The following is a 25,446-nucleotide window of genomic DNA, read 5'->3' on the forward strand; positions in this document are numbered from 1 at the left end:
TGCAGCATGACAAATTGTTAGTAGGCTACTACACTAGGGCCAATCTGGATTTGCCCTTTTTTTATGCCTACACCAAATAGCAAGAATGCTGCGACGGGATTGATATTGACCGGGGGTGGCGCGCGTGCTGCTTATCAGGTCGGGGTACTCAATGAAGTGGCGGCGGTCTTGGCCGAGTCGGGCTGGGATCCGTCGGAAAATCCTTTTGGTATTATCTGCGGTACGTCTGCCGGGGCGATCAATGCGACAGCACTGGCTTGTGGTGCGGATGATTTTGGCGATGCGCTGGGGCGCATGCTGCATATCTGGGAAAACTTTGAAGCGGCGCAAGTGTACCGTGCTGATTCGCTGGGCGTGATGCGCAGCGGGGCGCGCTGGCTGACCTTGTGGTCGTTTGGCTGGTTGTTGAACAAATGGCGCAAGGCACCGCCCAATTCCCTGCTCGACAACTCGCCACTGGAAGCGTTGTTGACGCGCATGCTTGATCTGACCAGCCTCGACAATGCCTTTAATAACGGCAGTCTGCAGGCCCTGGCTGTGACAGCTTCATCCTATACAGCTGGCCAGCATCTGACGTTTTATCAGACCCTGGCCGATATTGAGCCATGGGTCAGAAGCCAGCGTTTGTCGCAACGCGATTTTATCGGTGTTCAGCATTTGCTGGCCTCGTCTGCCATTCCCTTTATTTTTCCTGCCGTGCCGCTCAACTGGGGCGGGCGCATGGAATATTGTGGTGATGGTTCCATGCGTCAACTGGCACCGATTTCGCCTGCCATTCATCTGGGGGCCAAGAAGGTCATGATAGTGGGTGCAGGTCGTCTGGCAGAGCCGCCCAGTGTCAGCACAGAAACGGCACGTTATCCCAGCCTGGCACAGATCGCCGGTCATGCCTTATCCAGTATTTTTCTGGATAGTCTGGCGGTGGATATAGAACGCCTGATGCGCATCAACAAAACCCTGTCTATGTTGCCGCCAGAGATGCTGGAAAAAACACCTTTGCATCCAGTAGATATTCTCGTCATTGCCCCTTCTGAAAGACTGGATGAAATCGCCAGTCGCCACACTAATAGTCTGCCTTTGCCCGTTCGTACCATGTTGGGTGGCATAGGTGCGACCGAGGCTCGCGGTTCAGCACTGGCCTCTTACCTGCTGTTTGAATCCAGCTATACACAAGAACTGATTGCGCTGGGACGGCGTGATACGCGTGCCCGTGCCGATGATGTCTTGAGTTTCTTCAATACCGGGCCAACAGGGCCGGTCACGTCCTGAAGATGTCATTGTTGACCGTGGGAAACCACGATCTTACTGCGCGGGCGTGATCGAGGCTCATGCGCTGCTCAAAATGCTCATGTACTAGAGTACATTCCGCTTTTTGCGCTGCGCTTAGTTACCCTTACCTCGCTGATCCCGTTGACGCGGGCTCGCTACATATCGTGAACAGGTTCCCAAACGTTTCATTTCCCACGAGTATTTTTCTGTCACAAATTTGACAAATCCTTGTATTTACACATTGTAACAAGTGCAACAATGATTGATTCATCATCGACAAACCGTTACTCTATGCCCTGTTTAAGCATGTGCGGATTTGAAAATAATGATAAATCCAACATTTTTTAGAAAATGGCTGGTATTTCTGGCGCTTGCTTTGCTCGCTGCTACGTCTTTTGCGAAGGACACTGGCGGCTTGCCCAGTGTTGCCTATGTCAATGTTGCTGAGTTGCCAAAAGAAGCGCAGACGACATTACAGCTGATCAAGCAGGGTGGACCTTTCCCCTACGATAAAGACGGCGTCGTATTTGGTAATTATGAAGCCAGACTTCCCAAGCAAAAACGTGGTTATTACCATGAGTACACGGTAAAAACGCCGCGCGCCCGCAATCGTGGCGTCCGTCGCATCATTACCGGTGCTAACCCGCAGACTTCGGGTGAATACTATTACACAGAAGACCACTACGAAAGTTTTCGACGAGTTAAAGAGTAAATATGATCTCAGCAACAGAGGGAGAAGAGAGTTTATTGGCAACGGTGTCGCCAAATGTCGTGCAGTCGATACGGGCATTTCGCGTGCCTGACCTGCAGGCAGAGGCGGCCAAGCTGGGTCAGCACTTTCTGTATGCCTATTGCCTGGACGCGGTGACCAAGCAACAGGTATTGGGCAAGATAGCCTTGTCTTTTGGTTTCCCCAAACCACTTTGCCGGAATTTCGACGCCCTGTCTGATTGCCTGACTGACATGATCTACAAGGCAGGTGCGCAACCAGGTTTTGTGATTGTCATTGAGCAATTGCCAAATACGCAAAAATTTGACAGGGAAGCTAGGGAAACCCTGCTCGATGTCTTCCGCGATGCTGCCGATTTTTGGGCGGAAAAAAAAGTTGCTTTCCGGGTTTTTTACTCGTTTGAGTAGGAAAACCAGCGATAAATAACAGATTTATACCTGATTTTGCAGGTGGGTGTCGCAATGCCGGCTAACTGAAGCTGGCATTTTTATTTGGGGCTGGACCCCTGTCAGCGGTACAATGCCGCCATGAAAAAGATTGTTATCCTCATTTCTGGTCGTGGCAGCAATATGCAAGCCATCGTTGAAGCAGCCGCAAAACAGCAATGGCCGGCACAAATCGCTGCCGTCATCAGCAACCGTGCCGATGCCGGTGGTCTGGAATATGCAGCCAGTCGTGGCATACCTACGGCAGTGGTCGTCAGCAAGCAATTTCCTACGCGGGAAGCATTTGATGCCGCCTTGCAGGCAAAGATTGATGAATTTTCCCCTGACCTCGTGGTGCTGGCTGGGTTCATGCGTATATTGACCGCAGGTTTTGTCGAACACTATGCGGGCAGGATGTTGAATATTCATCCTTCCCTGTTACCCAGTTTTGTCGGTCTGGCAACCCATCAGCAGGCAATTGATGCCGGGGTTAAACTGCATGGCGTGACTGTGCATTTTGTGACTGCCGAGCTTGACCACGGCCCTATCGTCGCCCAGGCTGTTGTGCCGGTACTGTACGATGATACCGAAGACAGTCTGTCACATCGCGTGCTGGAACAGGAACACCAGATTTATCCACGGGCCGTATTGCAATTCGTCGAAGGTAAATTGCGAATTGAAGGCAATCGTGTCCATATCAGTGATTGATTTATTTTAATCATTAAAATTAGTAGTGGGACCTGCACAAAACTGTTACTACCAGGGGCGGCAACGCCGCTGAGGCAGTCTTGTGTCAGTCCCAAACAGTAATAAGGTCCATCCGGGCCACATCAGCATATAGAAGGAAGCAGTATGAGATTACCTCCAGCCATTCTCGTCAACACGGAAGAAGTATTGCGTGAGATTTTGCGTTTTACCGGTCCGGCAGATGGCACTTTGTCGCGCTATTTTCGTGATCACCCACGTCTGGGTTCGCGTGAGCGTGGCGTGATCGCGGAGGCTATTTATGGCTTGTTGCGCAATAAATCGGTGTACACCAATTTTTCCGAATCCGGCATAGGCTCACCCATGCGTCGCCTGAGCCTCTTGGGCCTGGCGGATGCAGTTGGTGTTGATGCCCTGGGTGGCCTGACCGAAGATGAAACCGCCTGGTTGCAGCGCGTGATGGAAATTGACCGCACGCATCTGCCGCTGATCATGAAAGCCAACCTGCCTGAATGGATATGGACCAAATTGCTGGAACGCTTTGGCGAAGAAGATGCGCTGAAGCTGGCCATCTCACTCAATACCCCGGCCCCGCTGGATTTGCGTGTCAACACCATCAAGGGTGACCGCGATGCGGTGATTGCTTCCCTGGCACAGGCCCCCATCATTGCTGAACCCACACCATATTCCAGTACGGGTTTGCGTGTTATTAAAAAACCGTCGATTCAAAATCTGCCGCTGTTCAAGGATGGCACCATAGAAGTGCAGGATGAAGGCAGTCAGTTGCTGGCTCAACTGGTCGGTGCCAAGCGTGGTGAAATGGTAGCAGACTTTTGCGCCGGTGCCGGTGGCAAGACCCTGGCACTGGGCGCATTGATGCGCAATACGGGTCGCTTGTATGCCTTTGATATTTCTGAAAAACGTCTGGCCAAGCTCAAGCCCCGCATGGCCCGCAGCGGTTTGTCGAATGTGCATCCGGTAGTGATTGCCCATGAAAAAGATGCCAAGATCAAACGCCTGGCAGGCAAGCTTGATCGCGTGCTGGTGGATGCACCATGCAGCGGCCTGGGTACCTTGCGCCGCAATCCGGATGTCAAATGGCGTCAGACACCGGAAGGCATCGCTGAATTGAATGTCAAGCAGGCATCCATCCTCGCCAGTGCCTCACGCATGGTGAAGCCGGGTGGCCGTCTGGTGTATGCCACCTGCAGTATCCTTGATGAAGAAAATGAAGGTATTGTTCGGGCTTTCCTGGCTGAACACGCTGACTTCACGCTGGTGCCTGCATCCCAGGTCTTGGCTGAACAAAAAGTCGAACTGGAAATGGGAGATTACCTGAAGCTGTATCCGCACCTGCATCAGACTGATGGATTCTTTGCCGCCATTCTGGAACGCAACAAAGCCTGATCACCGGCATCCCTGACCCCTGTCCTGGTTTGACAGGGCAGGGATGCATTCAAAATCCACTCTTGAGCACGCACCATGAGCACGCCACTACTCGCCAGTTTATTGTCTGATTTATCGAATGATTTGGGCCAGCCGGATTTTTACTGGCAGGTGGGCGTTGTCTTTTTCTGTATTAGCCTGGCCTGGGCCCTGTCACGTGCGCTACGGCGTGGTGTGGCAGCCAGGGAGGGCGATTCTGATGTCGTCAAGCTGGGTGTGGAAAGTTTCACCCGGGTTTTGTCACCGGCATTGGCACTGATTTTTATATTGATTGCCAAAGTAATTTTAGCTAAATGGCAGCATACGCATTTGCTGACCCTGCTGGTTCCCATCATTGCTTCACTGGCCCTGATACGTTTTGGCTTTTATGTCGTGCGCAGGACATTTGCCCGTGACGGTTATATCGGCAACCTGTTGGCCGTCTTTGAAAAACTGTTTGCCGGCCTGGTTTGGTTGGGTGTGGTTTTGTATTTCACCGGCTTGTGGCAGGAACTGTTTTCTACTCTGGATGATGTCGTCCTGCCGATAGGCAAGAACAAGGTATCCATACTGACCATCTTGCAGGCATTGACCTCGGTGGTGGTGACGGTCGTGGTGGCCATGTGGGCCAGTGCAGCGCTGGAAGCACGCCTGATGCAGTTGCCGAATGCACATACCTCACTCAAAGTGGTGTTGTCACGTGTCGGTCGTGCTGTGCTGATCTTGCTGGCCATCCTTATTAGTCTGACCCTGGTTGGCATAGACCTGACGGTGCTGTCTGTGTTTGGTGGTGCGCTGGGTGTGGGGCTGGGCTTCGGCTTGCAAAAAATCACCAGCAGCTATGTATCTGGTTTCATTATCTTGCTGGACCGCAGCATGTCCATCGGCGACATGATCACGGTTGATAAATTCAGCGGTCGCGTCACCCAGATCAATACACGCTATACCGTTTTGCAGGGCCAGGATGGTGGCGAATCGGTAATCCCGAATGAAATGCTGGTGTCCACCCCGGTGCAAAATTATTCACTGACCGACAGAACCGTCGCCTTGTGGACTGACATGATAGTCGATTACCAAACTGACCTGGACAAGATATTACCCTTGCTGGGTGAAGCTGCCGCCAAGGTCGAACGGGTATGTGCCGACCCGGCACCGGCGGCGTATCTGATGAAATTTGGGACAGATGGTTTTGATATCCGTGTCGGCTTCTGGATCAGCGACCCTGAAAACGGTCGTTCCAGCGTCATGTCGGGTGTGAATCGTGCTTTGTGGCAAGTATTGCAGGAACAGAAAGTCGTACTGCCCTATGCACACAGGATTATCACCTTAATTAACAATCCGCCTCAAGAAACTTGAAGCCAGGCAATACATTTAGTTCTAAAATTGGTGGGCATCCTCTAAACCGGCGTACAATGCCGTCCGATGTCTATAATGGTTAAAGCTTGGTCGTATTTGCGAAATCAAGCAAGATGCCGTCAATAACAATGGAGTACATGTCATTTTGAGCACTTTTATCGATACAGCAATAGATTTTCTGTCCAATGGCCTGACCAGGGCCACGGGATGGCAGGTATTTATTTTCACCATGGTGGTGACACACATCACCATCGCCAGCGTCACTATCTTTCTGCATCGCTGCCAGGCACATCGTGCGCTGGAGCTGCATGCTATTCCCAGTCATTTTTTCCGTTTCTGGCTGTGGCTGACTACCGGCCAGGTGACCAAGGAATGGGCGGCGATTCACCGCAAACACCATGCAAAATGTGAAACAGAAGAAGATCCGCATAGCCCGGTAACACGCGGCATTAAAAAGGTCTTGCTGGAAGGTGCTGAGCTGTATCGTACTGAATCCAAAAATCTGGAAACCATGGAAAAATATGGCCATGGCACACCAGATGACTGGATGGAACGTAATGTGTACACCCGCTTTAGCTGGCAGGGCGTAGCATTGATGCTGATTATTGATTTCATGTTGTTTGGTGTCATCGGCGTCACTGTCTGGGCAGTGCAAATGTTGTGGATACCTGTCACCGCAGCCGGCATCATCAATGGTATTGGCCATTACTGGGGTTACCGCAATTATGATTGCGCCGATGCATCCCGCAATATCCTGCCTATCGGCATTTTGATTGGTGGTGAAGAGTTGCATAATAATCACCATACCTTTGGTACTTCCGCCAAGCTGTCTTCCAAATGGTATGAATTCGATATTGGCTGGTTGTATATTCGCAGCATGGAAATCGTCGGCCTGGCCAAGGTCAAGAAAGTAGCACCAGAGCCCAAATTTGCCGAAACCAAATCCGTGGTTGACCTGGAAACCCTGCAAGCCGTTATCACCAATCGTTATGACGTGATGGCCAAATACACCAAATCCTTACGCCGTACCTGGCATGATGAAGTGGCCAGCCTGCGAGAAAAAGCCATGTTTGAAGCACATTTGCTGAAGTCCACCAAGAAACTGCTGCAACGCGAGCCAACCAAGCTGGAAGCACCGCAACAGCAGCAATTGTCCGAAGTGCTGGCCCATAGCCGCGCCCTGAAAACCATGCACGACATGCGTGTAGAACTGGGCTTGATCTGGGAACGTTCCACCGTTAGCCGCGAGCAACTGGTACAGCAACTGCAAGACTGGTGTTTGCGTGCTGAAGCATCTGGCATCCAGACCCTGCGTGAATTTTCGCTGAGACTGCGTACTTACGCTTAATGCGTTATCAGACATTGCAGTAGCTTTGCAATCTCAAAAACGGCACCGCGGTGCCGTTTTTGTTTTTTGCTTCCATATTTGTTCTATAAAAAGAGGCAGTGCATTCCGTGCAGAGAATAGTTAAAAATGGTGGCAGGGGAGGCTGGATCACATCAGCACTGCAACTAATTGTTTTCTACGGTTGAGTTTGTTGCTAGAGTGAGTACATGTCAGGCATTTTCTGCATCCTGCCTGATCTTGGGCTAAAGCACGAACAACAGGAAAGGCCTCATATGGTTGCCACTGTCAAAACAAAAAGCAGGATATTGCTGGTAGATGATGACCAGTTCACACTCACGCTGTTGAGTAGCATTCTTGAACATGCCGGATATGAGGTTGTTCAGGCGCAATGCGGTGAAGATGCGTTGAATGTGATCCTGATGCAAAAACCAGATATTGCCTTGCTCGATATTAATATGCCTGGCATGTCTGGCCTGGACCTGGCGGGGCATCTGCGTAGTGATACTAATGTCCCCTTTATGTTTCTGTCTGCCACATCCGATAGTGAGATCGTCAAGCAAGCCGTTGAATATGGTGCGGTTGGTTATCTGGTCAAGCCAGTTGACGTGGCAAATATCGTCCCCACGTTTGAAGCCAGCCTGGCCCGTGCCAATGAAATCAAGACGCTGAAAAAAAACGAAATCAACCTGACTTCTGCCCTGGTTTCAGGACGTGAGACCAGCATGGCTGTTGGTTTACTGATGGCAAAATTTCAGTCCAACCGCCAGGTAGCGTTTGAAGTATTGCGTAACCACGCACGTTCCAATCGCAGGACTATCCATGAAGTGGCGAATGAATTATTGAAGGCAGAAGAAACCATCAATCAGTTCAAACACCTGTTCAACGACAGTAAATTTGCTGATTTAAATAAAGGTTAAATCTTGTTTCCCTTGATTGCCCGCTGGAAATTTTAAGCTATCCTGTACTTAACACGATGTAGCACAGATTCACAGGTTTAAATCACCGATCTCATGACCATTCCCCCGTTATGAGATGCCACATCGATAACTGGCTGTTGTCGCCCATCTACTGCGACTTGCAGTCAGTTCAACCGGCCCAGAACCGCCGCCTTTCCTTAAAACATAGTGTCGTTTTGTCTCGCCCTGCCAACAGCCAGTGCTTGTACACGATCAATGTTTTGTCTTGCGCTTGAAGCGTGAGCAGATTGAAAGGAACAGCAATGTTCACAGCGACTCAAACCCCGATTATGGCCGGACAGGCAGGTGTCCCTTGCGAATACCTTTGTTTTGGTCTAGGTGCAGAAGAATACGGCATTGATATTCACAAGGTGCAGGAACTGCGCAGTTATGAAATCGCCACCACGATCGCCAACACGCCGGATTATGTGAAAGGCGTGATCAATCTGCGCGGAACGATAGTCCCCATCATCGACATGCGCGTCAAATTTAAACTGGGTATTCCCAGTTACGACGAATTTACCGTCGTCATCATTCTTCATCTTGCTGATCGCATGACCGGCATCGTGGTGGATAGTGTGGCCGATGTCATTGCTCTGGCAAATGACGAGATACGCGAATTACCTCAGTGCCAGCCCAAACAAGCTTCGTCTTACCTGCTTGGCATAGGCACCGTTGGTGAACGCATGCTGATACTGATTGATATGGATCAGTTGCTTGCCACTGAACAGGCGCTGGTCACCAGTACCTTGCTTAACTGAAGTTTTCCCGGCAAATATTGCTTGCCCGATTGGAATGAAAATGAATATCAAAACCATGAAAACTGGCCAAAAATTGGGCCTGAGTGTCAGTATGATTATTGGCATGCTGTTGATACTGACCAGTCTCTCCTATATGCGAGTGAATCAGCTGGCTGTTGATATTGATGGCATCGCGAATGAGCGTTATCCAAAAATTGTACTGGCGCACACCATCAAAGATGAGTTGAGTGAAATCAGCAGGAACATGCGCAGTATGTTGCTGACGACGGATGCCGCCGCTTTCAAGAAAGAGTATGCCAGCGTCGAGGAAAGCGCCCGCATCATTGGCAAATCCCTGGGAACCCTGAACAGGAGCGTCAATTCCCCCAAGGGCAGAGAGTTGTTGCATGCAACTATCAATGGGGGAGAAGAATTTTCATTAATAACTTCCAGTTTCCTGTCATTGGTACGTGAGGGTAAAAAAGAAACGGCGCAGGAACTGTTGCTGAATCAACTGTGGCCCGTGCAAAGAGATCTTACCGATGGTGTGGATAAATTCGTCAAATTTCAGTCAGGGCGCATGACGGTCATGGCAGAAGAAACCGCAAGGCAGGTCGCCATTACCAGGCTCTTGATAACGATAATGATATTGGCCATCACCATCAGTGCCGCTAGCGTATTGCTGATCTACTTTGCTTCCCGCAACTTCAAGCATTCGTCAGGGGAGGCTACCTTGTTTGCCCATGATAAAGCAGATGCTGATTTCAACCATATGATTACACCAGCGGTCCGCCACGGTAGCTTAGAAAAAAACGGTACAAGTAAAATTATTCACCTGGATGAATACAGAAAAGCAAAGGCAGCACAAACAGGACAGCATGTACAGGGAAATCGGCTTTCTGCTGCCGGGATTAAAACAGACGAATGAGAAAAATCCTGATCAAGCCTTGTGTGTCTGACGAACAATTTTTATTCATCTGCAATTGGTGGACAATCGACAATGAAAACAGCTAAAAAAAGCTTTCGCCGTCAGTTGATATTGATGTGCACCCTGATGTTGTTGCTGACCTGGAGTTTGGTGGCTTATGACCTGTTTCGCAGTCGTGCCCATTATCTGGAAGAGGCAAACTTGCGTACTTATGAACAGTCACAGGCAGGGGCGCAATATGCACAGTCCGTCATTAGGCGTGTCAATGAAATCTTGATGGACCTGCGTAATGACTGGAGTGGCAATGCGAGTGAATTTGCCGACACAGTATTGCGTCGCCAGGAAAATCTGGAAGATATGTCCTTCCAGGTGGCAGTCCTGGATAAAGATGGTGTGACGCTGTTTTCAAGCCTGGCCAGACAGAATGAAAAAATGGACTTGAGTTTGCGCGAGTATTTTCGTGTGCACAGGGATATGCCTGACAGTGACGCACTTTTCATCAGTAAACCTGTGAAAGAAAAAATATCTGAAAAGTGGTCTTTACAATTTACCCGGCCCATATTAAAACAGGGCAAGTTTGACGGTGTGCTGGTGGTTTCTGTCAGCCCTGAACAATTAACGTCTTTGGCGAAAAAAATTAATGTGTCCGGAAACGGAGTTGTATCCGTGTTGCGCGACAGTGGCGAGCTAATGGCACGCTACCCCGTCGTGGAATCCATGCTGGGAAAAGTGATTGATAGCCGCTTGCTGGCATCGTTGGCTGCGCCCAGCCTGTCTGGAAATTTTCATCGTTTAGCAAGCAGTGATGATGTTGAGCGTATTTACGCTTACCACCGCATACCCGAATATCAGTTGATATTTTTGACCGGTGAATCAGTTGACCATGTATTGATACCTTATGTTGCACACAGAAATGAGATGTTGGGTGGCGCTGCAGCCATCAGTTTGTGCGTCATGTTTTTGTTTGGCATGCTGTATAAGGCTGTGAATGCGAAGGATGAGGCGCAACTGCAATTGTCGCAGCAATTGTCTCAGATCGAGACCATTTTGCGCCAGTCGCAAGATATAGGGCAAACAGGTAGTTATTCTCTCAATGTAGAGACCATGAGATTTAACTGCTCTGACACCATGAGTCGTATTTTTGGCTTGCCACCTGATTTTGAAAAAACCTTTGAAAACTGGCTGCAGGTGATCTCGCCAGCAGATCGGGTCACTGCCTGTAAAGTCATGACCGAAGCCATAGTACAAGGCGGCAGGTACAGTTGTGAATACAAAATCGTCCGGCCAACAGATGCCAGGGAATGCTGGATACAGGCTTTGGGAGAAATCGTACCAGGCACAGCGAATCAAGCCAGTTACCAGGCCGGTGTCGTGCTGGATATCACGGAACGCCGGCAACGTGAAGAAGAATTAAGGGAAGTAAAAGAAATGACAGTGGCAGCCGATATTGCCAAAAGTCTGTATCAGGCCACCATTTCCCATGAAATCCGCACTCCCATGAATGGTATTTTGGGTATGACCGATCTGGTACTCGATACCAACCTGAATCATGAACAGCGTCAGTATCTGAATCTGATCAAGTCATCTGCAGATTCGCTGATGACGGTCATTGACGATATTCTTGATTCATCCAGGATGGCGGCGGGAAAGCTGACACTGGAAAGTGTGGTGTTTGACTTGCCTTCCCTGCTTGATGAGGCTGTCAGGACACTGCTCATACCGGCTGAACAAAAAGGTCTGGAACTGGTTGCTGATATCGATGTGGGGGACAGCCATACCCTGAAAGGTGACCCGGCCCGCATCCGCCAGATTTTGTTAAATGTGGTGGCTAATGCCATCCAGTTTACTGAGCGCGGGGCAGTGGTGATACGTGTCAGGCAGGATGCATTGCCAGGTGGTGACGTGGTATTGCATTTCAAAGTTACCGATACCGGCATCGGCATACCGCAAGACAAGATAGCCGGTATCTTTGATTCTTTTTTTCAGCCTGATCATCCCGTCAACAGGAAACAGGGCGGTGCCGGGCTGGGTCTATCCATCTCTTCACGCCTGGTGAAGATGATGCAGGGGCGCATCTGGGTCGAAAGTGAACCAAGGCACGGCAGCACTTTTCATTTCCTCATACGCCTTCTGAAAGGCGGCCCGAGTCAGTTAACACCGACAGCGGTCAGTCTGCCCAATCGCAAGGTATTGCTGGTGGATGACAGTTCAGCCAACCGGCAATTTTTGATCAACTGCTTGCAGAAAATGGGGGTTCAACCAGTCAGTGCGGAAACTGCCCAGGAAGCGCTGAAGGAGATGGAACGCGCCCGTCAGATTGGTCGCGACTATGACCTGGTCTTGCTGGATGCACATATGCCTGGCATGGATGGTTTTGCCTTGAGAAAGAAAATGGCAGAAGCAATACCGCCGTTTGCATCAACAATCATCATGATGACTTCTGCCAGTGTGAGTGACGATGCTGACCGTTGCCGCATGGCAGGCATTGAACTACACATGAACAAACCTGTCAGGTCACCTGATTTGAGGGCAGCACTGATGCAGGCATTCGGTATGGACAGGGATGGCACAGTTGACGCAGCTGGTACCCTACCCAAGCCAGACAGGATGCCGATGTTCACCAGGAGCTTGTCGGTCTTGCTGGCTGAAGACAATGTGATCAACCAGCAACTGCTGATCAAGCTGATGGAAAAAGCGGGTCATCGCGTCAAGGTTTGCAACAACGGTAAAGAAGTCTTAAACCTGACAGAAACAGAAAAATTTGACCTGGTGCTGATGGATGTACAAATGCCGGTCATGAATGGCATACAGGCATGCATGGCAATACGTGAGCGAGAAGCGCAGCATGGCGGCCATCTGCCCATTATTGCCGTGACTGCCAATGTCATGGACGGTGACAGGGAACGTTGCCTGATCGCAGGCATGGATGATTATGTGTCTAAGCCCATACAAGTGAAAAAATTGATGAACTGTATTTCAAGCGTATTAAAACAGGGAGCCTTCAATATGGGCAGTACCGTGATATCCACCGATGCCATGCAGCTTTTGCCTGAATTTGATTATGCCCGCGCCCTGGATAAAACCGACGAAGAAGTACTGGAAATTGTCGGCAAACTGGCACTTAGTAACATCCCCATGCAAGTGGCGGATATTGCCTACGCCTTGGGTGCCGGTCATTTGCCGGATACCCAGCGTGCCGCCCATACGCTGAAAGGTATCATCGCTTACTTTGGGGCGACACCCATTGTGGAATGCTCTAGAAAAATTGAGTTGTGCGCCAGCGAAGGGGATCTGGAAAAAGCTGGTCAACATTTCCAGTTGCTGGAAGCGGAGACTGAAAAATTCTTGCCACACCTGCTTGCCAAACTGAAAAAAAGTAACAATGTCTGAGGCATGCGGATGATGACGAAGCAGCGTCAAGTATGGTAAAGTCCTGCCCATGAGCAAACCTTTCATCCAGCGCCTGGCAATTTTAATGCTCGTCATTTTCATGACGAACCTTGGCGCATGGAATTTAAGTTCAACGCGGATTAAGCATGAACTTGAACACGATGGTCGCCCTGAAATGAGTGCTGCTTCTCATCAGCATGCCTTTTTATTGCATGCAAAAAATGTCAGTAATGATGATGACCGTGCAACAGTTGAACATCAGATGTTGCATGCAGTAGATCATCTGCAGTTTTTCCCTGAAACCACATCACAGCTGGCTTTTCAGGCACCATTGGCACTTAGTGCAAGCTGGTATTTTACTGAGCAGACACTGCCATTTTCCACCTACGACACACCTTATCGCCCTCCTTGCGGCGAACTCTCCCTGGCGTAATTCCGTCCCTGGTTTTCCGGCTGTATTCAGCAGATCTGTATCAATTGCGAATGGAAGTGATTCCGTTTGCTCATGGCGCATTGCTTTTTGGGTTTAATGCACACTGGTTTTCTGCTGCCACCTGTTAACTTTTTCCACGGATACGCAGGCAAATACTTGCCTGTACACGCCTGACTCTTCCACAAAATCCTGTTAATGCCATCCGGCTCGCGCATGCCTTTGCGCGACCGTATGCATTAGCGGTTTGATCTATCCGATGTCGCCACTGGCGCATCGTCCTATGCATTATTTGGAAATGAATCATGATCAACAGAAATTTCTTTGCCCCCTTGTTCTGCGCGCTGATAGTGGCATCCACTATCCCGACCCTTGCTGCTGAAAGACCAGCCAGATTTGCGGTAACAGAACAGCAAATGCAGGCCCTGAATATTCAGGTCCAGCCTTTACAGCGTGATGCCGCTGCCCTGACCCTGAGCCTGCCTGCCCAGGTCATAGTGCCTTCGCAACGTGAACAGATCGTCAGCTCACCCGTTGCAGGTCTGGCGGTACAGTTATATGTGCAGCCAAATCAACAGGTGAAGCAGGGCGCAGCTTTGTTACGTATCAGCAGTCAGGAACTGGGCCCCATGCAATTGCAGTTGATGCAGGCTGCCAGCCGCACTACGCTGGCACGCCAGGCCGCCCAACGTGAAAAAGCCTTGTTTGATGAAGGCATCATCGCCCAACGTCGTGTGCAGGAATCGCAGGCAACACTGGCTGAAAGCGAAGCTGCTCTGCGCCAGGCAAAAGCGGCATTGCGTCTGGCAGGTTTGTCTGCTGCCAACATAGAACGCATTGCCAGTTCCGGCAAACTGGAAGACGGGCTGATCCTGCATGCAACGCAAGCAGGCATTGTCACCCAGATAGAAGTGAAGCCCGGTCAGCGGGTAGATCCATCCATGGCATTGCTGCATCTGGCCCAGACGGACCGCCTGCAACTAGAGATACAGGCACCGCTGGCAGATGCTGCAGCCTGGCGCACTGGCAGTAAATTACAGGTACTGGGACGAGCAGCTACTGGTCATATCGTCAGTATCAGCCCCATGCTTGTTGCAGGCAGCCAGACCGTCAGTCTGCGTGCTGAGATCGGAGGCAACACCGATTTGCGGCCAGGTGAACTGGTGACGGTACAGTTGCCCCTAGCGCAGAGCAATAGTGGTGACAGCTTTGATGTCCCGCTGGCGGCAGTTGCCTACGATGCAGCGCAGGCACTGGTGTTTGTGCGTACCACAGAGGGTTTTGAAGCACGCGCAGTCAAGGTAATCAGCAGTGCAGGTCAGCGGGTGCGGATACAAGTTGCGCAAGGTAAATTGAAGGCAGATGAAAAGATAGCTGTCAGCGGTGTGATCGCCCTCAAGGGTTCCTGGCTCGGTGAAAAGGGAGGTAGCTGATGTTAGCCCGCCTTATACAATTCTCTTTGTCACAGCGGCTGTTCATTTTGCTGATGACCGTGTTGCTGGCCAGTGCGGGTTGGCTGGCATTCAAGCAATTGCCGATTGATGCTTTTCCTGATGTGTCCAGTACCCAGGTCAAGGTCATCATGAAAGCACCCGGCATGACGCCGGAAGAAGTCGAAACCCGCATTGCCGTGCCTATAGAAGTAGAAATGCTGGGCATACCCAAAACCCGTATCTTGCGGTCTGTGACCAAGTATGGCCTGGTGGATGTCACCATCGATTTTGAAGATGGTACCGACATCTACTGGGCGCGCCAGCAAGTCAGTGAACGGCTGGCTGGCATCAGTGAAAACCTGCCTGCCGGTATCAGCGGCGGCATGGCCCCCATTACCACCCCACTGGGCGAGATGTTCATGTTCACCGTCGAGGCTGATCACTTGTCGCTGGCAGAAAGACGTCGCCTGCTTGATACCGTTATTCGCCCAGCCCTGCGCACCGTAAGTGGTGTGGCGGATGTCAATTCATTGGGCGGTGTGGTGCGTGCCTTTGAAGTGATACCCGATCCGGCTGCCATGGCGGCGGCGGGGATCAGCATTGCTCAGTTGAAAGAAGCCATACGTGCCAATAATCGCAACGACGGCGCTGGCCGTCTGGGTGAAGGCGATGAAGTTTTGCTGGTGCGTAGTGAAGGCAGCATCAATACCCTGGACGATTTGCGCGCCGTGGTGCTGATGGTCAAGGACAATAATCCCCTGCGTCTGGGGAGCGTGGCCGAAATCAGAATCGGTGAAATGACACGCTACGGTGTCGTCACTAAAAGTGGCAAGGCCGAAGCGGTAGAAGGTCTGGTACTTGGCCTGGCCGGTGCCAATGCACAGCAGGTAGTCACAGGGGTACGACACAAGATCGCCGAGCTGACACCCGGCTTGCCACAAGGTGTGCGTCTTGAGGTGTTTTATGACCGCGCTGCGCTGGTGGACAAGGCAGTGGGGGCTGTGTCGTCGGCCTTGCTGGAGGCTACGGTCATCGTCATGATCTTGCTCGGTTTTTTCCTGGGGAACGTACGGGCCGCCCTGACCGTAGCACTGGTATTGCCGCTGGCTGCGCTGATCACCTTTATTCTCATGCGCCTGTTTGGCATGTCCGCCAATCTGATGAGTCTGGGTGGCCTGGCAATTGCCATCGGCATGCTGGTGGATGCTGCGGTGGTGGTCGTCGAAAACATTGTGCAACGTCTGGCACATGACCCCACTGCTGGAAAATTACCGCGCCTGCACACCATCTATCGTGCTGTGCGTGAAGTGGGTGTGCCGGTGACATCGGGCATTCTGATCATTATCACCGTGTTTCTGCCATTGCTGACGCTGGAAGGGCTGGAAGGCAAATTTTTTGGGCCGGTCGCTTTGGCTATCGTGTTTGCACTTGCAGGTTCCCTGCTGCTGTCATTGACGGTGATACCGGTGCTGGCTTCTTACCTGTTACGTGAAGTCAAACATGAAGAACCCTGGCTACCGCGCAAACTGCTGGGTCTGTATGAACCCCTGCTGGACTGGGCTATGCGCAAACAAAAAGTGGTTGCCCTGGTTGCCGTGGTGATGCTGATTGTCGCTGGTGGTGTCTACACCCAGGTGGGTAAAACTTTTATGCCCACCATGGATGAGGGTGACCTGATCGTTGGCATAGAAAAACTGCCTTCTGTCAGCCTTGAGCAAAGTGCTGCGCTGGATTTGAAAATACAGCAAGCCATCATGCAAGCGATTCCTGAGGTAACGGGTATTGTCGCCCGTGCCGGTTCGGATGAAATTGGCCTCGACCCCATGGGCTTGAACCAGACCGACACCTACCTGTTATTGAAGCCGCGCAAGCAATGGAAGCTGAAAAACAAGGACGCCCTGATGGATGAAGTCCGCAAGGTACTTGACCCTTTGCCCGGCATTAAATACAGCTTTACCCAGCCCATAGAAATGCGGGTGTCGGAAATGATCATCGGTGTACGTGGGGATATTGCGGTGAAGATTTTTGGGCCAGAGCTGGATCAACTGAACAACTATGCCAGCCAGGTGGAAGCAGTACTGAAAACCATCAGCGGCAATCAGGATGTCTATACCGTGCAAAACGATGGCGTGCAGTATTTGCGTGTGGTGGTAGATCGTTTGCAGGCTGGTCGCCTTGGTTTGTCAGTGGAAGAAATTCAGGATGCCTTGCGCATGCAGATAGAAGGCCAGCAGGCCGGGACGGTGATAGAAGGCAATCGCCGCACGCCCATCCTTTTGCGTGCCAATAAATCCATACGTTTGTCACCGGCAGAATTTGCCGCCACCCGCATCACTACCAAAGATGGGGTCAGTGTTCCATTATCCAGCGTCGCCAAGTTGGAAAGAGCTGCTGGCCCGGTCAAGATAGACCGTGAAATGGGCAGTCGCTATAGCGTGGTGATTGCCAATGTCAGTGGCCGCGATCTGGTGAGTTTTGTGGAAGAGGCCAGGGAGGCGGTTGCTAAAAAACTGCCTTTGTCCAGCGGTTATCACATCAGTTGGGGTGGGCAATTTGAAAACCAGCAGCGTGCTGCCAGTCGCCTGATGGTGGTTGTTCCGGTGGCGCTATGCCTGATTTTTGTCTTGCTGTTTTCTACCTTCCGCTCCATCCGTCAGGCCTTGTTGATTTTATCCATTATCCCGTTTGCGCTGGTGGGCGGCATCGTGGCTTTGTGGCTTACCGGTGAATACCTGTCAGTACCGGCCTCAGTCGGTTTTATTGCCTTGCTGGGGATCACGGTCTTGAATGGCGTGGTGCTGGTCAGCTATTTCAATCAATTGCTGGAAGAGGGTATGGTGCTGGCCGAGGTTGTCATTCAGGGCGCACGTCGCCGCTTGCGCCCCATCATGATGACAGCATCCATCACTGCATTTGGCTTGATACCGCTGCTGTTTTCCACTGGCCCCGGTTCTGAAATCCAGCGGCCTCTGGCCATCGTCGTCATCGGTGGCCTGATCACGGCAACAGCATTAACGCTGATGTTGCTACCCATACTGTATGCGCGGTTTGCTTTCGCCAAACCAGTCGAGACAGCGCCCATCGAGGAGAAATCCCATGTCTGAATTATGTTTAAGCCTGTTGTGCCCGGCAAAACTGGAAGAAAAATTACTCGATAGTTTATTGGTGTTCCCCGGCATCAGCCTGTTCACCAGTACCCCCACCGCCGCCCACGGCATGTCGCATGAACGCATGAGCGCCAGTGAACAAGTCATGGGACGCTCTTTCGTCACTCTGGTGCAGGTATTGTTACCAGCGCAGGCCAAGGCAACGCTGCTGTCCTGTCTGCAAGAACAATTTGCTGGTGCCGGTCTGCATTACTGGATCAGTCCGGTCACGGAAGCAGGAGAAATTATATGAAATCCCGACTCTTAATCATCAGTGTATTGAGCCTGATGTTTACCTCGCAGTCTGCATACAGTCAGGTACTCGCTGTGGAAGCGCCTGGCCTGCTACCCACACCCGTTGTGCGTACCCTGCTGGAACAAGACCCCAGCGTCAGCGCAGCGCTGGCCGGGTTGGAAGCCGCCCGGCAAGAAGCCGGTTTGCTGGAAGCATCACCCTATGAATGGACAGCAAAAGTGACTGCCCAGCGACGTGCGGTTCAGCAGGAATCGACTTACCGTGAATGGAATGCCGGTATAGAACGCGGCATACGCCTGCCCGGTAAAGCCAGCGCTGATCGCAAGATGAGCAAGGCCGTGCTGGCCGAGGCCGAGGCACAATACGGCGAAGCCCTGCATGAAACCGCCCGTGATTTACTCAAGCTGTGGCTTGACTGGCTAGCCGCCGAACAGGCATTGCAACTGGCCAGCCAGCATCGCGTATCGATACAAGAGAATCTGGTCATCGTTGAAAAACGCGTCAAGGCAGGGGATGTCGCCAGACTGGATTTGAACCTGGCCCAGGCTGAACTGGCCGAACAAAAACGTAGCGAGACCGATGCCAGGGCACAAGCACAAATTGCCTGGGGACGCTTGCAGGCGCGCTTCCCCAACTTTGACCGGCAATTCAATAGTTTGCCGACCGCAGTCCAGGTCAGGCAAGAAGCCAGTTTTTGGCGTGAGCGCATCCTGGGGGAAAGCGACGAGTTAAAAATGGCCATTGCACAGTTCGACAAAGCGCAGGCCCATGCAGAACGGGTACGTGCCGAGCAAACGCCTGACCCAACAGTGGGCGTGTTCACTTCGTCAGAAGTCGGTGGGCGCGAGCGGGTGACCGGTATTTCCATCAGCATCCCGCTGTCGCTTGGGTCGACGAGTATACGCAGCCAGCGCTCTGCCAAATCCAGCCATCTGGCGGCCATGAGCAGGCATGAACTGGAACTCAGAAAACGCCAACTGACAGCCGACATCAACGCCACCATCGTGAATGCAGAAGGGTATTACGAAAGCCTGCAACTGGCAGAAAGCAGCCTGGCTGCAGTGCAGACAAATGCCAAACTGGTACAGCGCGCCTATGCCCTGGGCGAAGTGGAATTGCAAGCCTTGCTGGCGGCCAGACGCCAGGCCACCTCTGCGGCACAAAATGCACTTGGCGCGAAGGTGGCGGCCAGCATGGCTTACTACTTACTGCTGGTGGATGCGCATCTTGTATGGGATCTGGATCATGAATAGGGCAGTGGACTGACCAGGAAAGGCTGGTGCCGGGTTGGAGTAGCATATTGGCAACTCCAGCCCGTGTCGCTCCATTATCTGATTTAATATTCAAAAATAAGTATACTATTCTACAAAAACGTAGAATAATCTACTTCATGAACTGGATATTACTGATTATCAGCCTGCCAACAGAGAACGCAACCGTCAGGATGCGTGCATGGCGTGGTTTGAAAGCCTCGGGGGCGGTGGTGTTACGCGATGGTGTCTACCTGATGCCGGAACGTGCACCTTGCCGTGCAGTGCTGGAGACAATTGCTGCCGATGTGTCATCTGGCGGCGGGTCTGCCACCGTGCTACGGGTGCAAGAACCAGAGCAGGCAAATTTCATCAGCCTGTTTGATCGCAATGAAGATTACGCCAGCCTGCTGGCCGACGTTGCCCTGGCCAACCAGGCCATGACAGTTGATACCCTGACCGAAGGCATCAAGCAGGCACGCAAGCTGCGCAAGGCATTTGCCAGTCTGGCAGAAATTGATTTCTTCCCCGGTGCGGCACAAGCGCAGGCCGATGCCGCCTTACAGGAACTGGAACTAAAGATTGCCCGCGTGCTGGCACCGGATGAACCGCATGCCATCCATGCACAGATAGGGCAACTGTCCATCGCGGCCTATCAGGGGCGGGTGTGGGCAACACGTTGTCGCCCATGGGTCGACAGGCTGGCCTGTGCCTGGCTGATACGGCGTTTTATTGATAGCCATGCTCAGATATTGTGGTTGGCCTCTGCCAACGATTGCCCGGCAGATGCACTGGGTTTTGACTTTGACGGTGCCAGCTTCAGCCATGTTGGTAATCGCGTCAGCTTTGAAGTCCTGCTGGAAAGCTTTGCGCTGGAAACCCCAGCCTTAAAGCAACTGGGAGCCCTGGTCCATTATCTGGATGTGGGCGGGGTGCAACCACCCGAATCAGTGGGTATAGAAAGTGTATTGGCAGGCATGCGCGCTGCCATCACCGATGATGACCAGTTACTGGCGGCAGCCAGTGCCGTGTTTGATGGCTTGCTGGCGTCGTTCCAGAAAATATCACCGACTAAGGATACCTGATCATGTCTGCCACACCTTCAGCAAACTACACGCTTTGGCAACTCATCACCTATTTTATGCGCCTGGGTACGCTGGGTTTTGGTGGCCCGGTTGCCTTGGTGGGATACATGCATCGTGACCTGGTTGGCGAGCGCAACTGGATCAGCGAAGCCGATTATAAAGAAGGGCTGGCGCTGGCACAGCTGGCCCCCGGGCCGCTGGCCGCACAACTGGCGATTTATCTGGGATACGTGCATTACCGCATCCTGGGCGCGACACTGGTGGGTATTGCCTTTGTGCTGCCCTCTTTTCTGATGGTGGTGGCGCTGGGCTGGGCCTATGTGCTTTTTGGTGGTTTGTCCTGGATGCAGTCGGTGTTTTATGGTGTGGGTGCTGCTGTCATTGGCATCATCGTCATGAGCACCAAAAAACTGACGGAAAAAAGTGTGGGCAAGGACAAACTGCTGTGGGCAATCTATTTGCTGCTTGCTGCGGTGACAGTGATTACAGAATCTGAAATTGCCTGGCTGTTTATTGCTGCCGGTGTCCTGGTCTGGTTTCTGCGCGCCCCACCCAAATTTCTGAACAGGAATACGCTGAACTCAGTCGGTGTTTCCCTGCCACTGATGGCAACCATGTTTGGACCACTGGATTTGCCTTTGCTGACGCAAATCGGCGTGTTCTTTGCCAAAGCAGGTGCCTTTGTATTTGGTTCTGGCCTGGCGATTGTGCCGTTCTTATATGGTGGCGTGGTGACCGAGCATCACTGGCTGACTGACAAGCAATTTGTCGATGCCGTTGCTGTGGCCATGATCACACCCGGCCCGGTGGTGATTACCGTCGGTTTTATCGGTTATCTGGTGGCGGGTTTGCCAGGTGCCAGCATGGCCGCGCTGGCAACATTTTTACCCTGCTATTTGTTCACCATTATCCCTGCACCTTACTTCAAGAAATACGGCAAGGTGCCCGGCGTACTGGCCTTTGTGGATGGCATTACTGCGGCGGCCATCGGTGCAATTGCGGGTTCTGTGATCGTGATTGCCAGACGTTCGATCGTCGATATACCCACTGCCGCGATTGCGCTCGTCACCATCGCGCTGTTATGGAAATTCAAGAAATTGCAGGAGCCAGTCATCGTCGCCGTGGCGGCCTTGCTTGGCCTGTTGATTTACCCGCTTCTTTCTCACACTTAAAGGTGGAAACATGAACATGACATTACGCCCGCTGACGCTGGACCTGACACAACTCAAAGGACTGAGCAGTAATCTGATACTTAGCCATCACGAAAATAACTATAGCGGCGCGGTAAAACGCTTGAACGCTTTGCGCCAGCATTTATCGACGCTGGATTGGGCCGCAACCCCCGTCTTTACCGTCAATGGCTTGAAGCGGGAAGAATTGATCGCCGCCAATTCCGCTTACCTGCATGAACTGTATTTTGACGCGCTGGGTGGTGACGGCGTGTTGCCTTCTTGCGGTTTATCCAGTGCGCTGGAACGTGATTTTGGTTCCGTCGCCCAATGGCAGACTGAATTTACATCACTGGCCAAGGCCATGGGTGGCGGTTCCGGCTGGGCCTTGCTGTCGTGGTCGGCGCGTGAAGGACGTTTGATCAATCACTGGGCGGCTGATCATACACAATTGCTGGCGGGGGCCACACCTTTGCTGGCACTGGATATGTATGAACATGCCTATCACATGGACTTTGGTGCCAAGGCGGCAGCCTATGTCGATTCCTTTATGCAGAATTTGCACTGGGACCGTATTTACCGTCGTTACGGTGCGGCAGTGGCTGCCGATGCCGCTGTCTGGGCGGTTGATGTTGCTGCCAGCGAGCAGGTGAAACCTGAGACACAAATCATTGACGTACGGCGAGCGCAATTTTTTGCTGAAGGCAAGGACATGCTGCCTGGTGCGCAATGGCGTGATCCGTCTCAGGTCGGGCTTTGGAGCAAAGATCTCAATCAATCCCAGCCAGTATTGATTTATTGTGTGCACGGACTCGACATCGGCAGATCAACCACCTTGTCCCTGCGCGCGCGTGGTTTTGATGCGCGATTCCTGGACGGCGGCATAGAAGCCTGGCGTGCCGCAGGATTACCTTTACAGGCAAAGGAGAATTAACATGCAATGGATTACCAGAGAACGTCCAAAGATAGACCGCATAGCCTGCCCCTGGCTGATCGCCCGCTTCATCGACAAGACGCCTGAATTTTTATATGTCCGCGCCAGTGAGATCACCAGCATTGCCGCCAAAACCGGCGCTATTCCCTATGACATCCCCGGTGTGGAGTTGACACATGTCGGTGAATTATGCAGCTTCGACGCCTTCCTCGACAAATACCAGCTCAGCGACCCGGCGCTGCAACAACTGGCAGTGATCGTGCGTGGTGCCGACACCTCACGGCTGGATCTGACACCGCAATCAGCGGGGCTGTATGCCATGTCATTGGGGCTGTCACAGAATTTCAGTGATGATCATGAGATGTTGAAACAGGGGATGGTCATGTATGACGCCCTGTATGCCTGGTGTAAAAGCTGTCAGGCGGAGAGTCATCAATGGCCACCAGTCATGACGTGAAACATGTTGTAGTCAAAATGGCGACCAAAATGAAAAAGCCCTGCGATGCAGGGCTCTTTTTTTACACAGAAAGCAAAATTACTTGATTTTGGTTTCTTTGTAGATGACGTGCTTACGTGCTTTAGGATCGAACTTCATGATCTCCATTTTTTCAGGCATAGTGCGCTTGTTTTTGGAGGTTGTGTAGAAGTGACCTGTACCAGCAGTCGATTCCAGCTTGATTTTGTCGCGACCAGATTTAGCCATGATATTTTCCTAACTATAGTTTAGCTTAAACTTTTTCGCCGCGAGCGCGCAGGTCAGTCAAAACAGCATCAATGCCGATTTTGTCAATGACGCGCAGACCAGCATTGGACAAACGCAGAGAAACCCAACGGTTTTCTGATTCTACGAAAAAGCGACGATTTTGCAGATTAGGCAAAAAGCGGCGTTTTGTTTTGTTATTAGCGTGGGAAACGTTGTTGCCAACCATTGGCCCTTTCCCAGTCACTTGGCAGACACGTGCCATGTTTAACTCCTCAGTGCATTCCGAAATTGGAAAAACGCAAGTATAAACAAAATTCCATGAATTATCAACGACTTGCGAAAAACAAATGTGTCTTATTTAAAAAATTAATTTAACAATTTGATTTTCAGGATGAAAAAGCTGCTACTTCTATAGGCAACAGGCCTGCCCCCAGTCTGGAAAGCCCGCTTTTAGTGTGGTCAGGGGCAGATCATGAAACGGCGTAGTGCCGTGACAACTAATGAGCAGATTTTCAAGCGGTAACTTCAAATATGCCCATTTTCAGCAAAAGAATACACCTTGGGATTCGCCACAATGAAGTGATCCAGCACCCGCACATCCACCAGCGCCAGCGCCTGTTTCAGGGTGGTGGTCAGTTGCAGGTCGGCGGAGCTGGGCTCGCACGAGCCGGAAGGGTGGTTGTGGGCCAGGATAATGGCTGCTGCATTGTGCTGGAGGGCGCTTTTGACTACTTCCCTTGGGTAGACGCTGGCATGGTTGAGGGTGCCGCGAAACAGTTCTTCAGCGGTAATCAGGCGATTTTTGACATCCAGGAACAGTACGGCGAAAGATTCATGCGGTTTGTTGCCTATTAATAATTGCAGATATTTCTTGACGGATTGAGGTGAGGATAGCGAGGTGTTTTCTTGCAATTCTTCAGAAATGGCGCGTTTGGCCAGTTCCAGCACGGCCTGCAATTGAGCATATTTGGCGCTGCCCAGGCCATGAATTGCTGAAAATTCGCGGATATTGGCAGAAAACAGGCCAGCCAAGGAGCCAAACTGGCTGATCATGTCACGTCCCAGGTCTACTGCGCTTTTGCCGGTGACCCCAGTTCTGAGGAAAACAGCCAGTAATTCTGCATCCGACAGGGCGCTGGCACCATGTTTGATCAGTCTTTCACGAGGACGTTGTTCTTCTGGCCATTCATTGATTGCCATCTAGGTTTTCTCCATAGAATGCAGTTACACAGCCTGCATTTGTTAAAAGCTGGCATACAATACCAGCTTGCCTGTCTTATTTATTGCCTTACTTTTAAAGCTTCATACCATGTCTGCCACAGCCAACCCTACTGTTACCCCCAACGCCTACCTGACCTTACACTATCGCCTTGCGACTTTGGACGGTGAAGACATACTCAGCACCTTTAATGAACGTCCTGCAACGCTGCAACTGGGTACCGGCCAACTGGCACCGGAACTGGAGGCGTCGTTGCTGGGGCTGGAAGAGGGGTCTCATACTACGCAAGAGTTGGCCCCGGAAAAAGCTTTTGGGCCACGCAATCCAGAATTGATACAAAGAGTCTCGCTGGCTACACTAAAAGAAAACTCGGCATTTGGCGAGCAATATGTGATTGGTGATCTGGTGGAATTTGCCGCACCTGCTGGTGGCAAGTTTGCCGGTATCTTGCGGGCGCTGGATGAAGAAGGTGCACTGTTTGATTTTAATCATCCGCTGGCTGGCCAGACCGTCTTATTTGAAACAAAAATTATTGGGATACTTTAATTG

The 25,446-nt window shown here is 51.6% G+C and carries 24 protein-coding genes; 21 read left to right on the forward strand and 3 right to left on the reverse strand.

Translation table 11 applies throughout. From position 1 onward, the window contains the following. Nucleotides 1-63: 63 nt before the first annotated feature. The 20 genes from AC1RVX_RS28250 (at nucleotide 64) to AC1RVX_RS28345 (ending at nucleotide 23,432) form a co-directional block, all read left to right on the forward strand. On the forward strand, nucleotides 64-1,269 hold the full coding sequence (locus AC1RVX_RS28250; protein ID WP_493219920.1) for a patatin-like phospholipase family protein: 1,206 nt from the start codon (nucleotides 64-66) through the stop codon (nucleotides 1,267-1,269). 325 nt (nucleotides 1,270-1,594) lie between these two features. Beyond that, the gene (locus AC1RVX_RS28255) at nucleotides 1,595-1,981 is read left to right on the forward strand and encodes a guanyl-specific ribonuclease (RefSeq protein ID WP_493219921.1); all 387 of its coding nucleotides are present in this window, start codon (nucleotides 1,595-1,597) and stop codon (nucleotides 1,979-1,981) included. A 2-nt stretch (nucleotides 1,982-1,983) separates the two neighbouring features. Next, nucleotides 1,984-2,406: a barstar family protein gene (locus tag AC1RVX_RS28260; protein ID WP_493219922.1), complete on the forward strand. Its 423-nt coding sequence runs from the start codon at nucleotides 1,984-1,986 to the stop codon at nucleotides 2,404-2,406. Nucleotides 2,407-2,526: 120 nt separating this feature from the next. After that, nucleotides 2,527-3,132: a phosphoribosylglycinamide formyltransferase gene (gene purN, locus AC1RVX_RS28265; RefSeq protein WP_493219923.1), complete on the forward strand. Its 606-nt coding sequence runs from the start codon at nucleotides 2,527-2,529 to the stop codon at nucleotides 3,130-3,132. A gap of 144 nt (nucleotides 3,133-3,276) precedes the next feature. Further along, nucleotides 3,277-4,536 carry an RsmB/NOP family class I SAM-dependent RNA methyltransferase gene (locus AC1RVX_RS28270; RefSeq protein WP_493219924.1) on the forward strand — a complete coding sequence of 420 codons (1,260 nt, stop codon included), beginning with the start codon at nucleotides 3,277-3,279 and terminating at the stop codon, nucleotides 4,534-4,536. A 75-nt stretch (nucleotides 4,537-4,611) separates the two neighbouring features. Continuing rightward, on the forward strand, nucleotides 4,612-5,910 hold the full coding sequence (locus AC1RVX_RS28275; protein WP_493219925.1) for a mechanosensitive ion channel family protein: 1,299 nt from the start codon (nucleotides 4,612-4,614) through the stop codon (nucleotides 5,908-5,910). A 145-nt stretch (nucleotides 5,911-6,055) separates the two neighbouring features. Beyond that, nucleotides 6,056-7,258, forward strand: coding sequence for a DesA family fatty acid desaturase (locus AC1RVX_RS28280; RefSeq protein ID WP_493219926.1), 1,203 nt, complete (start codon nucleotides 6,056-6,058; stop codon nucleotides 7,256-7,258). A 272-nt stretch (nucleotides 7,259-7,530) separates the two neighbouring features. Further along, nucleotides 7,531-8,175 carry an ANTAR domain-containing response regulator gene (locus tag AC1RVX_RS28285; protein ID WP_493219927.1) on the forward strand — a complete coding sequence of 215 codons (645 nt, stop codon included), beginning with the start codon at nucleotides 7,531-7,533 and terminating at the stop codon, nucleotides 8,173-8,175. 302 nt (nucleotides 8,176-8,477) lie between these two features. After that, on the forward strand, nucleotides 8,478-8,975 hold the full coding sequence (locus AC1RVX_RS28290) for a chemotaxis protein CheW (protein ID WP_493219928.1): 498 nt from the start codon (nucleotides 8,478-8,480) through the stop codon (nucleotides 8,973-8,975). A 40-nt stretch (nucleotides 8,976-9,015) separates the two neighbouring features. Then, nucleotides 9,016-9,882, forward strand: coding sequence for an MCP four helix bundle domain-containing protein (locus AC1RVX_RS28295; protein WP_493219929.1), 867 nt, complete (start codon nucleotides 9,016-9,018; stop codon nucleotides 9,880-9,882). Nucleotides 9,883-9,954: 72 nt separating this feature from the next. After that, entirely contained in the window at nucleotides 9,955-13,272 is a 3,318-nt protein-coding gene (locus AC1RVX_RS28300; RefSeq protein ID WP_493219930.1) for a response regulator, read from the forward strand. A 49-nt stretch (nucleotides 13,273-13,321) separates the two neighbouring features. Next, complete coding sequence (locus tag AC1RVX_RS28305) at nucleotides 13,322-13,705, forward strand: hypothetical protein (protein ID WP_493219931.1); 384 nt, start codon at nucleotides 13,322-13,324, stop codon at nucleotides 13,703-13,705. 302 nt (nucleotides 13,706-14,007) lie between these two features. Further along, nucleotides 14,008-15,135 (forward strand): efflux RND transporter periplasmic adaptor subunit, encoded by a 1,128-nt coding sequence (locus AC1RVX_RS28310; RefSeq protein WP_493219932.1) that lies wholly within the window; start codon nucleotides 14,008-14,010, stop codon nucleotides 15,133-15,135. Further along, on the forward strand, nucleotides 15,135-18,239 hold the full coding sequence (locus AC1RVX_RS28315) for an efflux RND transporter permease subunit (RefSeq protein WP_493219933.1): 3,105 nt from the start codon (nucleotides 15,135-15,137) through the stop codon (nucleotides 18,237-18,239). Before AC1RVX_RS28310 ends, AC1RVX_RS28315 begins: the two co-directional genes overlap by 1 nt. Continuing rightward, nucleotides 18,232-18,534, forward strand: a complete 303-nt coding sequence (locus tag AC1RVX_RS28320) for a DUF3240 family protein (protein WP_493219934.1) — start codon at nucleotides 18,232-18,234, stop codon at nucleotides 18,532-18,534. The genes AC1RVX_RS28315 and AC1RVX_RS28320 overlap by 8 nt, the downstream gene beginning before the upstream one ends. Further along, a complete protein-coding gene (locus AC1RVX_RS28325) occupies nucleotides 18,531-19,790 on the forward strand; it encodes a TolC family protein (protein ID WP_493219935.1) in 1,260 nt (419 codons plus the stop codon). Before AC1RVX_RS28320 ends, AC1RVX_RS28325 begins: the two co-directional genes overlap by 4 nt. Before the next feature lie 137 nt (nucleotides 19,791-19,927). After that, complete coding sequence (locus tag AC1RVX_RS28330; protein WP_493219936.1) at nucleotides 19,928-20,872, forward strand: chromate resistance protein ChrB domain-containing protein; 945 nt, start codon at nucleotides 19,928-19,930, stop codon at nucleotides 20,870-20,872. Nucleotides 20,873-20,874: 2 nt separating this feature from the next. Then, complete coding sequence (locus tag AC1RVX_RS28335; RefSeq protein WP_493219937.1) at nucleotides 20,875-22,044, forward strand: chromate transporter; 1,170 nt, start codon at nucleotides 20,875-20,877, stop codon at nucleotides 22,042-22,044. 10 nt (nucleotides 22,045-22,054) lie between these two features. Next, nucleotides 22,055-22,975 carry a Fe-Mn family superoxide dismutase gene (locus tag AC1RVX_RS28340; protein WP_493219938.1) on the forward strand — a complete coding sequence of 307 codons (921 nt, stop codon included), beginning with the start codon at nucleotides 22,055-22,057 and terminating at the stop codon, nucleotides 22,973-22,975. Nucleotide 22,976: 1 nt separating this feature from the next. Then, nucleotides 22,977-23,432 carry a chromate resistance protein ChrB domain-containing protein gene (locus tag AC1RVX_RS28345; protein WP_493219939.1) on the forward strand — a complete coding sequence of 152 codons (456 nt, stop codon included), beginning with the start codon at nucleotides 22,977-22,979 and terminating at the stop codon, nucleotides 23,430-23,432. A gap of 78 nt (nucleotides 23,433-23,510) precedes the next feature. Here AC1RVX_RS28345 and rpmG read toward each other — a convergent pair whose 3' ends face one another. The 3 genes from rpmG to radC form a co-directional block, all read right to left on the reverse strand. Continuing rightward, nucleotides 23,511-23,678, reverse strand: a complete 168-nt coding sequence (gene rpmG, locus AC1RVX_RS28350) for a 50S ribosomal protein L33 (protein WP_110257750.1) — start codon at nucleotides 23,676-23,678, stop codon at nucleotides 23,511-23,513. Between the two features lie 25 nt (nucleotides 23,679-23,703). Then, nucleotides 23,704-23,940 (reverse strand): 50S ribosomal protein L28, encoded by a 237-nt coding sequence (gene rpmB / locus AC1RVX_RS28355; protein ID WP_186947587.1) that lies wholly within the window; start codon nucleotides 23,938-23,940, stop codon nucleotides 23,704-23,706. Between the two features lie 263 nt (nucleotides 23,941-24,203). After that, complete coding sequence (gene radC, locus AC1RVX_RS28360) at nucleotides 24,204-24,878, reverse strand: RadC family protein (RefSeq protein ID WP_493219940.1); 675 nt, start codon at nucleotides 24,876-24,878, stop codon at nucleotides 24,204-24,206. A gap of 109 nt (nucleotides 24,879-24,987) precedes the next feature. Here radC and AC1RVX_RS28365 point away from each other — a divergent pair, with 109 nt between their 5' ends. Next, complete coding sequence (locus AC1RVX_RS28365) at nucleotides 24,988-25,443, forward strand: FKBP-type peptidyl-prolyl cis-trans isomerase (protein ID WP_493219941.1); 456 nt, start codon at nucleotides 24,988-24,990, stop codon at nucleotides 25,441-25,443. Nucleotides 25,444-25,446 lie beyond the last annotated feature (3 nt).

This window comes from Undibacterium sp. GW821-FHT11B02 (assembly GCF_058808955.1).